Here is a 13,316-nt window from a genome sequence, read left to right as displayed (position 1 = left end):
GTCGAGCCGCCCAGGAAGGTTGTTTAAATTTGAAGTAGTGTAGTGCGCATGGCTGAAACCAAGACCGTCGACTTCTGGTTCGACCCCGCCTGCCCGTGGGCGTGGATGACCTCCCGCTGGATCCTCGAGGCCGCGAAGCTCCGCCCGATCAACGTCCGCTGGAACGTGATGAGCCTCTTCGTGCTCAACGAGCCGAAGCTCGACGAGCTCCCCGAGTTCTACCAGAACCTGCTGCCGAAGACCGTTCCGGCCGTGCGGGTCGCGACCGCGGTGGCGCAGCAGTACGACAACGAGACCCTGGGCCGCCTCTACACCGCCCTGGGCAACCGCATCCACCTCGGCGGCGAGAAGGACGCCGAGGTCTACCTCCCTGCCGCGCTCGAGGCCGTCGGCCTTCCCGCCGAGCTGGCCGACGCCGGCAAGACGGAGGAGTGGGACGAGGCGCTGAAGGCCTCGCACCACCGCGGCATGGACCTCGTCGGCACCGATGTCGGCACCCCGGTCGTCGCGGTCGAGAACGACGAGGGCGTCAAGGTCGGCCTCTTCGGCCCCGTGGTCACCCCCGCCCCGATGGGCGAGGCCGCCGCGAAGCTCTGGGACGGCGTCTACGCCGTGGCCACCACTCCGGGCTTCTACGAGCTCAAGCGCTCCCGCACGGACGGCCCGAACTTCGACAACCTGACGGCCGATCTGTAAGGGCCGCAAGCAGAACGAACAGCGATGCCCGCGACGCAAAGCGTCGCGGGCATCGTCGTGCGTTGTGAAGCCTCCGCTCCCCGGGGTCGGGTGTGTCCGAACGCGACCGCCCCCGAATCGATGATCGCTCGCGGGTACGACAGCCCTTGAGGGCCACGACGCGTTCGGGCCCCGCGTGATCGCCACGCGGGGCCCGAATCGCTTCGTCTATAAGGGCCTGACTAGCCGACCTGCGACAGCCAGGACTGCTCGGTGCCGCCGGCGGCCTGCCGGTAGGGGCGCAGTTCGCGGTCCCATTCCAGGCCCAGCAGCTGGTCCAGTCCGTTGCGCAGCGCCTCGGCGCTGGTCGTGGTCGCCAGGAGCGCGCGGATGCGGTCCTCGGCGATCATGATCTCGCCGCCGGCGCTCATCGCCGCACGGTAGATACCCCGGCCCGGGACGTGCATGATCCGCTCGCCGTCGACGCCCGCGCTCGGATCCTCGGTGATCTCGAAGCGCAGCATCGGCCACTGGGCGAGGGCCTTCGCGAACTCGGCGCCCATGCCGGCGTAGCCGGTCCAGGGGCGCTCGGCGCGCATGGTGGCGCGCTCGGCGTTCTGCGGGGTCCACCCCAGCTTCACGCCCTGGCTCGCGTTGGAGCCGGAGCGCTCCAGGACCCGGCCGATCGCCCACTCGACATGCGGGCAGACCGCAGACGGGCTGGAGTGGATGTAGATCACGCCGCGTGTCTGCATCGCGCACCTCCTCGGGAATCGGCGTCTCTGAGTACTGGCTCACTCCTTGTGGTCATTTCGCTACGACTTAAAGCCGTGCAACGAGCATCGGCCGGGATGAGAGTGGGATGAACTCGAACCCGGCACGCTATTCCGCTCAGTTACATACTGACAGCTTCGAAAGCATCGCGCTAGGCTTAAAGCGCCCCGGCGGCTCACTTTTTCGATCATTCGATGCGTCACACCCGGTACGTGTGCTAGTTGCCGCACCGCAGGGCTGAGCTAGACTTGCGCATGACCGGCGGACTGTCGGTTTTCTTTTGTGGTCCAACCCAGGTTCAGAGCCCGCCTTTCGAGCTGCTCTCCCTGCGCCGGGCCGAAGATTCGTCTTACACGACATGGTGAGGAGACCGGCGTGGCAGCCAACACTTCCAAGACAGCACGCGCTTCCGTCAAGGCCGGCCAGAAGGGCGGGGCCGCTGGCGGCCTCAACGTCCTCGGCGAGTTCAAGTACCTGATCCCGCTCAACAACGGGAAGCACGTGTACCTGCGCAACCTGGTCGACGGCAAGACCCTGCACCTCGCCACCGGCTCCGAGGCGTTCACCGAGGCCGTCAAGGCCCTCGCCGCCGCCGGTCACGGCGCCAAGATCAAGGCCGAGATCGAGGGCCTCGCCGCCAAGCTCCCCGCGGAGCAGGGCTGGGACACCACCCTCAAGACCCTCGAAGAGGCGGACGCGTTCGCTGCCGAGGCCGTCGCCGCTTAGGTTTCGCACCCGCGACGTTCGCGCTCCATGCCCGCCAGGGCGTGGGGCGCTTTTCTCTTGCCCGGGTTTCACCGCTCCCGGAATTGCTCGATCGCCTGTTCGAGAATGGCGCTTCGGCATTCCGTGATCGGTTTATCGAAGGCACTCCGAATAAGCCGTCTGAAGCGGTGCGCCTCACCCGATCGGACGATCCCCAATGGGGCGGGCGTCTCAGTCGCCCAGATCCGCGGTGCAGACCGGTTCGGACATCGGCACGTCGTCGATGCTCCGCAGTACGCCGATGGTGAAGCAGTAGTCCTCGGTGGGGATCAGGCCCGCCGTGCTGAACTCGGTCTCGGTGGTGCCGTCCGGGTTGAGCGGCTCGGCCTGCTCGTCGCCGACGCGCTGGGCGAAGACGATGTACCGCAGGCCGTCGGCGTCCGCGGCCGGCGTCCACGTCAGGGACACCTCGCCGTCACTCCACGACTCGATCGCGACCTCCTGCGCGGCCCCGCCGCCCTCGGTGTTCGCCTGCTCCAGGTCGTCGGCGTCCTTGTTCGGCGTGAGGATCCACAGCCACACGCTCATGATCCCGCCGAGCAGCACGGTGATCGCGAGCCCGAGGTACACGTACCCCTTGAGGCTCCGCTCGTCCTTCTGCTTCGGCTGGATCTGCTTGGGCGCCTTGTACGCCTTGGTCTTCCGCGGTTTGGTGCCGTCTCGGCCGATCACCGGCGGGGCGAACACCTGCTCCTGCCGGGCCGCCTGCTGCTGGGGCGACTGCTGGCCCCACGGCATCGGCGGCGGCTGCATGCTCACCGGCGCCTGCGGCGGCGCCGAGTAGGGTGCGATGTTGGGCGCCATCTGCTGCGGCGCACCGGAGAACGGCTGGGCGCTCATCGGCGCCCCCGAGAACGGCTGGGCGCTCATCGGGGCGCCCGAGAACGGCGCGGCCGAGACCGGGCCGCCCTGCGTGCTCCCGTCGAGCTGCGCGTACCGCGGGTCGACCGCGTGGCCGAGCTCCGCGCCGTACCCGCCGGTGCGGCCGCCGGTGAGGCCGCTGCCGAGGGTGCCGCCGCGTTCGGGCTGCGGCACGGGCTGCACGGGTGCGAACGGGTCCAACGGAACCCGGGTGCCGCGCGAGGCGACCTCGGGCCGGTAGACCGTCTCCTCGTTGCTCACGTCGCCGATCACGGCCGGCGCGGAGGCCTTGCCGACCCCGCCGCCGTACATGCCGCGCTGCAGCTCCTCGGCGAACGCCTGCCCCGAGGCGGGACGGCGGTCCGGGTCGCGGGAGAGGCCGCGCACGAGCAGGCTCTCGAGCCACTCGGGCACGTCTTCGCGCGGGAGCTTCGGCGGCGGCGCATCGGAGGTGACGCGCTCGCGGTGCGTGTCGGGGTCGGTGCCGCCCTCGGGGTTCGCGAACGGCGCGTACCCGGCGAGGAGGTGCCACATGCTCGACGCGAGGCTGAACAGGTCGCTCGCGGAGGTCTGGGCCTGGCGCAGGAGCGCTTCAGGGGAGGCGTGCAGCGGCGTGAGCTTGTCGATCGCGGCCGTCGCCGCCAGCGAGGCGGGCGTGCGCGCGATGCCGAAGTCCGCCAGGGCGGGACCGTACTGGCCGCGGAGGATGTTCTGCGGCTTGACGTCCCGGTGGAGGATGTCCGCGTTGTGCGCGGCCTGGAGCGCCTGCCCGATCTTGACGCCCACGTCGATCACGTCGTCGACGGGCAAGGGCCCGTTGGCCTTCAGGATCGCCGAGTACGAGCCGCCCTCGCAGTACTCCATGACGATGTACGGCTGCCCGGCCTCGGTGTGGCCGGTGTCGATGATCGAGACGATGTGCGGGTGGTTCGAGACCGCGACGGTGGCCTCGAGCTCCTTCTCGACCGACTCCGCGGTGGTCATGTCGTCGTCGACGAGCAGGACCTTGATCGCGACCGTCCGGTCGAGGCGCTCCTGGACGGCCGTGTACACGAACGCGGTCGAACCGTGCGCGACCATCGCGAAGTCGCGGTAGCCGGGAATGGCAGGAGTGGGGGAGCTCAAGGCGAGGGCTTCCTGTCAGGAGTCGGACTGTGTCCCTGCACGGCTCGCAAGCTTCGCCGTATCGTCCTGAACAGAGTAGCCCTCGCCTTGAGGGTGCCTCAGATGCGGCCGCTTTGGCCGTTCAGCAGGTTCGCGACCCGGATGAGGCCCAGGTGCGAGTACGCCTGCGGGTGGTTGCCCAGGCCGCGCTCGGCGATCGGGTCCCACTGCTCGGGCAGGAGGCCCGTCGGGCCCGCGCACGCGAGGATCTGCTCGAACAGCTCCTCGGCGTCGGTCCGGCGGCCCACCTGCAGGTACGCCTCGGCGAGCCATGCGGCGCAGATGATGAACCCGCCCTCGGTGCCCGGCAGGCCGTCGTCGCGGTGGTAGCGGTACACGGTCGGGCCCGAGCGCAGGCCGGCCTCGATCTTGAGGACGGTCCGGAGGTAGCGCGGGTCGTCCGGCGGGAGCAGCCCGGAGAGGCCGATCCACAGGGACGCGGCGTCGAGGTCCTCGTGGCCGTACGCGGCCGTGTAGGCCCCGGCCTCGTCGTTCCAGCCGAGCTCGAGCACGTTCTTCGCGATCTGGTCGCGCAGCTCGTGCCAGTCGGGCCCGTACTCCATGCCGAACTGCTCGGCGACCTTGAGCGCGCGGTCCACGGTCACCCAGCACATGACCTTCGAGTACACGTGGTGCCGGGGGGCCTGGCGGGCCTCCCAGATGCCGTGGTCGGGCTCGTGCCAGCGCTTCGCGACGGCCTCGACCATGCTGCCGAGGACCTGGCTCTCGAAGTCCGAGAGGTGCCCGCGGCGCTGCGCCACGGCCTCGACGAGCATCGCCACGGGGCCGAACACGTCCAGCTGGACCTGGTTCGACGCGGCGTTGTTGATGCGCACCGGCCGCGCCCCGGCGTAACCGGGGAGCGTGTCGATGATCGCCTCGGGGCTCGGGGCCATGCCCTCGATGTCGTACAGCGGGGCGAGCCGCTCGGGGTGGCCCGCGGTGCGCTCGATGATCCCGGCGACCCACGCGAAGTACGACTCGGCCTCCTGCAGCGAGCCGAGGTCGACGAGGGCGTTCGCGGTCATCGCGGCGTCGCGGATCCAGCAGAACCGGTAGTCCCAGTTGCGCACGCCGCCGAGCTCCTCGGGGAGCGAGGTGGTGCCCGCGGCGAGGATCGCGCCGGTCGGCTGGAAGCACAGCGCCTTGAGCGCCAGCGCGGAACGCGACACCATCTCGGTCTCGACGCGCGGGAGCTTGAGCGAGTCCGACCAGTTGCGCCACCCGGCTTCGGTGGTGCGGCGGCGGACGCCCACGCCCGGCTTCCAGTCGTCGAGGCTCGACGAGCCGGCGCGCATCTCGAGGACCAGGTTCCCGCCGACGGCGGCGAGGTCCACGACGGCGACGGCGAGCGAGTGCTGCCCGTCGTACTCGATGTGCCAGTCCACGCCCGGCGAGCGCAGGCTGATGGGCTCGCGGCCGCCGAGGACGTGCAGGCCGTCGTCCCCGACGGGCTGGAGCTGCACCGGCAGCTGCCCGAACTCGGGGCGGGGCGCGAACGTGATCTTGACGGGGACCTCGCCGTTGATCTCGCGCACGAGGACGGTGGCGTTGAGGTCGCCGCGGCGGCGCGGGGTCGAGTCGAGCCAGTCGGTGACCGACAGGCCCGGCCAGCGGGTCTCGACGGTCATCGTGCCGGACACGTACCGCTGCCCGAGCGGGATGCCGGCGTTGACGGGCTGGACGCTGAAGTGGCCGGCGTGCTCGCCGCCGAGGAGGTCGGCGAAGACCGAGCCGGAGTCCGGACGCGGGTGGCACATCCAGGTGACGCGCCCGTCAGGGGTGAGGAGCGCGTGGTTGGCGCCGTCGGCGAGCATCGTGTGCCGCTCGATCAGCTGGGCCTGCTCGCCTTGCAGCCAGGCGCGGCGGGTGTCGACGAGGCGCGCGAGGAGCTTCGCCACGTCCTCGGGGTCGGAGATGCGGAACGCGGCGCGGGTCGGGCCGGGGCCGACGCGGACGCCCACGTCGGGACCGTGGAGGTGCGCAAACGCATTCTCGTCGGTCACGTCGTCGCCCAGGAAGAGGACCGCGGAGGCCCCCAGCTGGTGGCGCAGCTTGTCGAGCGCGTCGCCCTTGTGGGTGGCGACCACGGACAGGTCGATGACGGCCTTGCCCTCGGTGGTCTGCACGCCGTCCCAAGTGGACGGACCTTCGCGGACGTCCTCGACGGCCCGCATCGCGTCCTGCTCCGACGCTTCGCGGACGTGCAGCGCGCAGCCGGCCGGCTTGGGCTCGATCCGGGCGCCCTCGTAGCGTTCGGCGATCGCCGACAGCTCTGCCACGAGCTTGTCGCGCAACCGCTGGTCCTCGCTGGAGAGCGCCCGGGTGAAGCCGATGTCGAACTCGGATCCGTGGGATCCGACCAGGTGGATCTCGGAAGGCAGGCGGGAGAGCGCCGCCAGGTCCCGCAGCGCCCGGCCGGAGATGACCGCGACCTTCGTCTGCGGCAGGTTCGCCAGCGTCCGCAGGGCCGAGACCGACTCGGGAACCGGCATGGCCTGCGAAGGATCGGTGACGATCGGCGCGAGCGTGCCGTCGTAGTCGCACGCGATCAGCAGTTGCGGAACGCGTGCGAGCAGTGTGAGGGCCGAGCGCAGCTCTTCGGAGGAGCTGAAATCGGGGCCCTCAGGGCGTGGTGCGGTCATCGTGGCGTATCTCTCCAACACCGTCGTTGCGGAAATGTCTGTGCCTGCCGCCCGACCGCCGGGTATCAGACTTCGGCAGGCGGGCTGCCCGGATTGTACGCCGCGCTGCGCTCCGGAACTCCTAGCGCTGTGAGGAAACTGCGCGCCCAGCGACTGACATCGTGCTTGCGCAGATAACGCCTCATGGCGCGCATCCGTTTCATCTTATCGTCGAGAGGCGCGTTCGCGGCTGTCACAAATCCGTCTTTCAAATCGGTCAAATCATGCGGATTCACCAGGAACGCTTGCCTCAGATCGCCTGCGGCACCGGCGAACTCGCTCAAGACGAGCGCGCCGCGGTTGTCGACGCGGCTCGCCACGTACTCCTTCGCCACCAGGTTCATGCCGTCGCGCAGCGGGGTCACCGCCATCACGTCGGCCGCCTGGTACAGCGCCGCCAGCTCGTACCGGTCGAAGCTCTGGTGCAGGTAGTGCACGGCCGGGAGGCCGACCTGCCCGTACTCGCCGTTGATGCGCCCGACCTGGCGCTCGACCCGCTCGCGCAGCTTCATGTACTGGTCCACCCGCTCGCGACTGGGGGTCGCGACCTGGACCATCACCGCGTTCGGCACCTGCAGCCGGCCGTCCTCCAGGAGCTCCCGGAAGGCCTTGAGCCGCTGCTCGATGCCCTTGGTGTAGTCGAGCCGGTCCACGCCGAGGAAGATCGTCTCCGGCTCGCCGAGCTCGGCCCGGATCTCCTTGGCGCGCTGGCGGACCCGCTCGCTTCCGGCGATCTCCTCGTTGTGCGCGGTGTCGATCGAGATGGGGAAGGCGTCCGCGCGCACGAGCCGGTCGTCGACGGTGACGTAGTGCCCCCGCGGCCGGTAGCCGAGGAGGTGCCGGGTGAGCGCCAGGAAGTTCTGCGCCGCGAGCGGCCGCTGGAAGCCGACCAGGTCGGCGCCGAGGAGGCCCTTGAGGATCTCCATGCGGTGCGGGAGCTGCATGAACAGCTCCACGGGCGGGAACGGGATGTGCAGGAAGAACCCGATCCGCAGGTCCGGGCGCTTCTCGCGGAGCATCCCGGGGACGAGCTGGAGCTGGTAGTCCTGGACCCACACGACCGCCCCGGGGGCGGCCTCGCGGGCGCAGACGTCGGCGAACCGCTCGTTGACCTCGTAGTAGGACTTCCACCAGGAGCGGCGGAAGACGCGCGGTTCGACCGCGTCGTGGTAGAGCGGCCACAGCGAGGCGTTCGAGAACCCCTCGTAGTAGCGCAGGACCTCGTTCTCGCTGAGCGGCACCGGCATGAGGGTCACGCCGTCGGCCTCGAAGGCGTCGGGGGCCTCGCCGGCGATGCCGGCCCAGCCGATCCACGTGCCGCGGTTGGCCTGGAGAACGGGTTCGAGGGCGGTGACGAGGCCGCCAGGGGATCGGCGCCAGGTTCGGTTTCCCTCGTCGTCGACGACGGCGTCGACGGGGAGGCGGTTGGCCACGACAATGAAGGATGCGTTGCTCAATTCGTGTTCCCTCCTTTTCGCAAGCCTACCGGGACGGGTGATCGGGCGGTGGCGGTGACGCAGGCGGTCCCCGCGACGGCCCCATTGGCGGATACCCCCGGGGACTTGACATCATTGACACCGGTCAGTTCAGTACAGTTCGTCGCTCAAGCGAAGGATCAGCGTGGCGCAGTTCATCTACACCTTGGAAAAGGCGCGTAAAGCGCACGGTGACAAGGTCGTCCTCGACGACGTCACCCTGTACTTCAACCCGGGTGCGAAGATCGGCGTGGTCGGCCCCAACGGCGCCGGCAAGTCCAGTCTGCTGCGCATCATGGCGGGGCAGGACCAGGTCTCCAACGGCGAGGCGAAGCTCGCCAACGGCGCCACGGTGGGCATGCTCGCGCAGGAGCCGCCGCTGAACGAGTCGAAGACCGTGATGGAGAACGTCATGGAGGCCGTCTCGGACATCCAGGGCAAGCTCGACCGGTTCAACGAGGTCGCCATGGAGATGGCCACCGACTACACCGACGAGCTCATGACCGAGATGGGCCGCCTGCAGGAGGAGCTCGACGCCGCCAACGCCTGGGAGCTCGACTCGAAGATCGAGCAGGCCATGGACGCGCTGCGCTGCCCGCCCGGCGACTGGCCCGTCACCAACCTCTCCGGCGGCGAGCGCCGCCGCGTGGCGCTCTGCAAGCTGCTGCTCGAAGCGCCCGACCTGCTGCTCCTCGACGAGCCCACCAACCACCTGGACGCCGAGTCCGTGCTCTGGCTGGAGCGCCACCTCGCCTCCTACGCCGGCGCCGTCATCGCCATCACGCACGACCGGTACTTCCTCGACAACGTCGCGGAGTGGATCCTCGAGCTCGACCGCGGCCGCACCTACCCCTACGAGGGCAACTACTCCACGTACCTGGAGAAGAAGGCCGAGCGCATGAAGGTGGAGGGCCGCAAGGACTCCAAGCTCCAGAAGCGCCTCAGGGACGAGCTCGAGTGGGTCCGCTCGAACGCCAAGGGCCGCCAGACCAAGTCGAAGGCCCGCCTCGGCCGCTACGAGGAGATGGCCGCCGAAGCCGAGAAGACCCGCAAGCTCGACTTCGAGGAGATCCAGATCCCGCCGGGCCCGCGCCTGGGCTCCACCGTGATCGAGGTCAAGGACCTCGTCAAGGGCTTCGACGGCGAGACGCTCATCAACGGCCTGGACTTCAACCTGCCGCGCAACGGCATCATCGGCATCATCGGCCCGAACGGCGTCGGCAAGACCACCCTGTTCAAGACCATCGTCGGCCTCGAGAAGCCCGACTCGGGCACCGTGAACATCGGCGGCACGGTCGACATCTCCTATGTGGACCAGAACCGGTCGGGCCTCGACGGCGACAAGTCCGTGTGGCAGGTCGTCTCGGACGGCCTCGACTACCTCATGGTCGGCAAGGTCGAGATGCCTTCGCGCGCATACATCGCCGCGTTCGGCTTCAAGGGCCCGGACCAGCAGAAGCCCACCAAGGTCCTCTCGGGCGGCGAGCGCAACCGCCTCAACCTGGCGCTCACCCTCAAGCAGGGCGGCAACGTGCTGCTGCTCGACGAGCCCACCAACGACCTCGACGTCGAGACCCTCTCGAGCCTCGAGAACGCCCTGCTGGAGTTCCCCGGCTGCGCCGTCGTGATCTCCCACGACCGGGCCTTCCTCGACAAGGTCGCCACCCACATCCTCGCCTGGGAGGGCGAGGGCGCGGACGGCCTGCCGAAGTGGTTCTGGTTCGAGGGCAACTTCGAGTCCTACGAGAAGAACAAGATCGAGCGCCTGGGCCCCGACGCCGCGAACCCGCACCGCGTCACCCACCGGAAGCTCACCCGGGACTAGCCGTGGCGCGCTTCAAGGTCGACGTCCCCCTGCGCTGGTCGGACATGGACGCCTTCGGGCACGTGAACAACAACCAGTTCATGGTCCTGCTCGAAGAGGCCCGGGTCGCGATGATGTTCTCCGCCGCCGCGGAATCCGGCATCCCCGGGTTCCGCGAAGGCGTCGTCGTGGCCCGCCACGAGGTGGACTTCCTGCTGCCCGTGACCGTGCCCGCCGAGACCCGCGTGGAGCTCTGGGTCGAGCGGATCGGGAACTCCTCGTTCTCGTTCGCCTACGAGCTCACCGCGAACGACAAGCTCGCCCTGCGCGCCAAGACCGTCATGGTGCCGTTCGACATCGTCTCGCAGCGGCCCCGCCGCATCACCGCCGAGGAGCGGGCGTACCTCGAGCAGTGGACCGACTGACGCGGCATGCCGATCCTCCGATGAACGACCCGCTGAACGCCGGGGACGAGGCCGCCTTCGCGGCCCGCGCCGCCAGGCTCGACCCCGACACGCTCGTGCTCGCGCAGGGCGGCCGCCTCTGGGCCGCCCTGCCCATCGGCGTCCTCGCCGTCCGCGACGCCGGGGCCTCGCCGCTCGCCGAAGGGCTCTACCGCGCCGGCGACCTCGCCGCCGGCTCCCCGGCGCCCCGGCCCGCCGCGGCATGGCGCGGGCGGCTCCCCAGGCCGCCGTGGACGACCGTGGAGTCCGTGCCCGCCGCCGACATCGCCGACATCGACCGCAAGGCCGCACAGGCCCTGCGGGAGCGGCGCGGCCAGGGGATCGGCGACCGCCGCCTGCGCGACGCCATGCTCGACCACGTGACCCTCCGCGTCGAACACGACGGCCGGATCTACCCCGTCGAGTTCCGACTCGTCGCCGGCCTGTGCCGCATGGGCTTCCTCGGCGAGGACCCCGTCCGGGTCGTCAAGGCCGGGCGCCGCATCGGACTCGCCGCCACCTACGGCGCCGTCTGGGACAGGGACCGCGGCCTACCGTTGCTGTGACCGATTCGGAACACACGGTGATCGTTGTACCGATCAGTGACGGATACCCGACGTCCGGAGGATGGGACCGCCCTTCCTGTTCTGATACATATGAAACCGGTGACAGTACCCCGTTCGCGCCTGCGAACAAACGCACGACGGTTCATACTTTTGGTCAGGATTGGTTGACGGTTGTGCCATGTCAGTAGCGAGCCCTAGTCTGCTCACTGCAACACGACGTAACTTGGCTATGCCCCGCGAAGCACAACCAATCACATCCAATGGTTCAGCTCAGGATGAATGCCAACGTATTACCCAACACTGCCAGTGATTCGCATTTTGGGTGGGAAGGCGGACAACACCATGGCATGGTGGCGCAGCAGAAAACGCGACGCACAGCAAGAGTCGATCGCCGAGGCGGTCGCCGAAGCCGACACCGAGCTCGGCGGTGCCGCCGAACGCGCCCAGGCGCGCGGCAGCCAGCCCAGCGCGGTCCCGAGCCCGCGCGCCGAGCAGCACGAGGAATCCGAGCTCGACACCGAGGAGTACGAGGTCGACCTCGAGTTCGCCTCCCGCGAGCTGCGCCAGGAACTCACGGCGGAACAGCTCCTGCTCGGCCCCGAGCACGAGCAGATCTCCGAGGTCGACCGCTGGCACCTCATCAAGCGCGACCTCGAGGAGATCGACCCGGAGTTCATCACGGACCTGGAGCAGATCGCCGCCGAGGCGGTCGCCCAGGAGACCGACGACGCCGCCCCGCTCGACTCGGACCGCATCATCGCGGCCCTGAAGAGCCTCGACATCCGCTACCTCGTCGACGAGAACGGCGGGATCGTGGCCCTCTGGGAGCGCCACATCGTCCAGGTCCGCGCCGAGGGCCCCGACGCCGACATCCTGGTGCTGCGCGCCCGCGCGTACCAGACCGTCCCCCGCGAGTGGGCCGAGCGCGGCTACGCGGCCATGAACGAGTGGAACCGCACCCGCCGCTTCCTCAAGGCCTACCTCGGCGAGCCGACCGAATCGGGCGCGCTCCCGGTCTTCGGCGAGATCCAGGTCCCCGTCCGCCCCGGCATCACCACCGCCCTCCTCGAAGAGCTCATCGATTGCGGCACAGCGATCTCGGGCACATTCGTCGAGTGGCTGGAAGGCGAACTGCTGTAGACCCTGCCGGTCTGACCGTTGTGCACCGCCGCCCCGGGCTCCCGTCGGAGCCCGGGGCGGCGCTTTGAGCAGGTGCGGTTCGCTTTGGGCCGGTACGATCATGAGGAACCCCCATCTCCAAATTGGATAGGAGCACCCCATGACCCCCGACCCCCAGGGCGACCGTCCCCCCGAGCCCGCCGCGGCACCCGAACCCCAAGTGCCCCAAGCAGATGCGACGATCCCGGTCCAGCCCTCCGTGTTCTCGGGCGAGAACGACGCCACCGTGAAGGTCGTCCCGGGCGCCGCGCCGCAGTCCTCCCCGCCGCCTCAGCACGCGCCTTCACCCGTCGCGTCGCCGCAGTCCGCGTTCGAATCGAACGACGGCTTCCTCACGGAGGCACCGCTTCCGGCAGTCGCACCCCAAGGCCCGGCCCCCGCCGCGCCGCCGAGCGCCATGCCGCAGGCGACACTCCCCTCGCCGGCGCCCCCGCCCGCCCAGGGCTACGCGATGACCCCGCCGCCGATGGCCCCCTCAGTCGGCTCACCGGTCGGCCCCCCGCCGCCCGTCATGCAGACCGGGCCCATGCCGCTGCCGATGGCCCCTCGCAAGCCCCGCAACAAGGCCGCGATCACCTTCGGCGTCATCGCCCTCGCCCTGCTCGCCGGCGTGGCGACCTTCGGGATCCTCTACTCGGAGAAGACGAACGACTTCGACGCGCAGGCCGACGAGCTCGCGGCCGTCGAGGCCGAACGCAACGAGCTCGAGGACGAGATCGTCGCCCTCCAGTTGGAGCGCGACACCCTCCAACTCGACTCCGACGCCCGCCAGGCCTGCTCCGACGCGCTCGACATCCTGATCGACGACGAGTACCCGGGCACCGTCGACAGCTTCGAAGACCTCGGCAGCGCCGAGTACATCGAATGGGCCGAGGCCCACGACGAGCTCTACCGCGAGGTCGAGCGCCAATGCCTCGCCTGAGCTG

11 protein-coding genes are annotated in these 13,316 nt (G+C 69.6%); 7 read left to right on the top strand and 4 right to left on the bottom strand.

The window, feature by feature from the left end; genetic code table 11:
- The first annotated feature begins 48 nt into the window (after window positions 1-48).
- Window positions 49-696: a mycothiol-dependent nitroreductase Rv2466c family protein gene (locus O2L01_RS17670; protein WP_270123318.1), complete on the top strand. Its 648-nt coding sequence runs from the start codon at window positions 49-51 to the stop codon at window positions 694-696.
- A gap of 221 nt (window positions 697-917) precedes the next feature.
- On the opposite strand, the gene O2L01_RS17665 is transcribed toward O2L01_RS17670, so the two are convergent.
- A complete protein-coding gene (locus tag O2L01_RS17665) occupies window positions 918-1,430 on the bottom strand; it encodes a DUF3145 domain-containing protein (RefSeq protein WP_270123316.1) in 513 nt (170 codons plus the stop codon).
- Window positions 1,431-1,824: 394 nt separating this feature from the next.
- Between O2L01_RS17665 and O2L01_RS17660 the strand changes: the two genes are divergently transcribed.
- Window positions 1,825-2,175, top strand: coding sequence for a hypothetical protein (locus O2L01_RS17660; protein WP_270123315.1), 351 nt, complete (start codon window positions 1,825-1,827; stop codon window positions 2,173-2,175).
- 210 nt (window positions 2,176-2,385) lie between these two features.
- Here the strand turns inward: O2L01_RS17660 and O2L01_RS17655 are convergent, their stop codons facing one another.
- The 3 genes from O2L01_RS17655 to O2L01_RS17645 all read right to left on the bottom strand — a co-directional run bounded on the left by O2L01_RS17655 (window position 2,386) and on the right by O2L01_RS17645 (window position 8,380).
- Window positions 2,386-4,200 carry a protein kinase domain-containing protein gene (locus tag O2L01_RS17655; RefSeq protein ID WP_270123314.1) on the bottom strand — a complete coding sequence of 605 codons (1,815 nt, stop codon included), beginning with the start codon at window positions 4,198-4,200 and terminating at the stop codon, window positions 2,386-2,388.
- A 98-nt stretch (window positions 4,201-4,298) separates the two neighbouring features.
- Complete coding sequence (otsB, locus tag O2L01_RS17650) at window positions 4,299-6,884, bottom strand: trehalose-phosphatase (RefSeq protein WP_270123313.1); 2,586 nt, start codon at window positions 6,882-6,884, stop codon at window positions 4,299-4,301.
- Between the two features lie 65 nt (window positions 6,885-6,949).
- Window positions 6,950-8,380, bottom strand: a complete 1,431-nt coding sequence (locus tag O2L01_RS17645) for an alpha,alpha-trehalose-phosphate synthase (UDP-forming) (protein WP_270123312.1) — start codon at window positions 8,378-8,380, stop codon at window positions 6,950-6,952.
- Between the two features lie 163 nt (window positions 8,381-8,543).
- Between O2L01_RS17645 and ettA the strand changes: the two genes are divergently transcribed.
- The 5 genes from ettA (at window position 8,544) to O2L01_RS17620 (ending at window position 13,312) form a co-directional block, all read left to right on the top strand.
- Window positions 8,544-10,223: an energy-dependent translational throttle protein EttA gene (ettA, locus tag O2L01_RS17640; RefSeq protein WP_270123311.1), complete on the top strand. Its 1,680-nt coding sequence runs from the start codon at window positions 8,544-8,546 to the stop codon at window positions 10,221-10,223.
- A 2-nt stretch (window positions 10,224-10,225) separates the two neighbouring features.
- Window positions 10,226-10,627 carry an acyl-CoA thioesterase gene (locus tag O2L01_RS17635; protein ID WP_270123310.1) on the top strand — a complete coding sequence of 134 codons (402 nt, stop codon included), beginning with the start codon at window positions 10,226-10,228 and terminating at the stop codon, window positions 10,625-10,627.
- Window positions 10,628-10,647: 20 nt separating this feature from the next.
- Window positions 10,648-11,211 (top strand): hypothetical protein, encoded by a 564-nt coding sequence (locus O2L01_RS17630; protein WP_270123309.1) that lies wholly within the window; start codon window positions 10,648-10,650, stop codon window positions 11,209-11,211.
- Between the two features lie 342 nt (window positions 11,212-11,553).
- Window positions 11,554-12,351 carry a type III secretion system chaperone family protein gene (locus tag O2L01_RS17625; protein ID WP_270123308.1) on the top strand — a complete coding sequence of 266 codons (798 nt, stop codon included), beginning with the start codon at window positions 11,554-11,556 and terminating at the stop codon, window positions 12,349-12,351.
- Window positions 12,352-12,490: 139 nt separating this feature from the next.
- A complete protein-coding gene (locus O2L01_RS17620; RefSeq protein ID WP_270123307.1) occupies window positions 12,491-13,312 on the top strand; it encodes a hypothetical protein in 822 nt (273 codons plus the stop codon).
- Window positions 13,313-13,316: the final 4 nt, after the last annotated feature.

Source organism: Glycomyces lechevalierae (assembly GCF_027622945.1).
In the GTDB taxonomy this organism is placed as follows: domain Bacteria; phylum Actinomycetota; class Actinomycetes; order Mycobacteriales; family Micromonosporaceae; genus Glycomyces; species Glycomyces rutgersensis.
Note: the sequence above shows the minus strand (reverse complement) of the source record. Positions and strands in the feature narration are given on the sequence as shown.

Excerpts from the sequence above, each read along its gene's own strand:
- O2L01_RS17665 (WP_270123316.1), bottom strand. The coding sequence starts at position 1,430 with ATGCAGACACGCGGCGTGATCTACATCCACTCCAGCCCGTCTGCGGTC.
- O2L01_RS17670 (WP_270123318.1), top strand. The coding sequence starts at position 49 with ATGGCTGAAACCAAGACCGTCGACTTCTGGTTCGACCCCGCCTGCCCG.
- O2L01_RS17620 (WP_270123307.1), top strand. The coding sequence starts at position 12,491 with ATGACCCCCGACCCCCAGGGCGACCGTCCCCCCGAGCCCGCCGCGGCA.
- O2L01_RS17630 (WP_270123309.1), top strand. The coding sequence starts at position 10,648 with ATGAACGACCCGCTGAACGCCGGGGACGAGGCCGCCTTCGCGGCCCGC.
- O2L01_RS17625 (WP_270123308.1), top strand. The coding sequence starts at position 11,554 with ATGGCATGGTGGCGCAGCAGAAAACGCGACGCACAGCAAGAGTCGATC.
- otsB (WP_270123313.1), bottom strand. The coding sequence starts at position 6,884 with ATGACCGCACCACGCCCTGAGGGCCCCGATTTCAGCTCCTCCGAAGAG.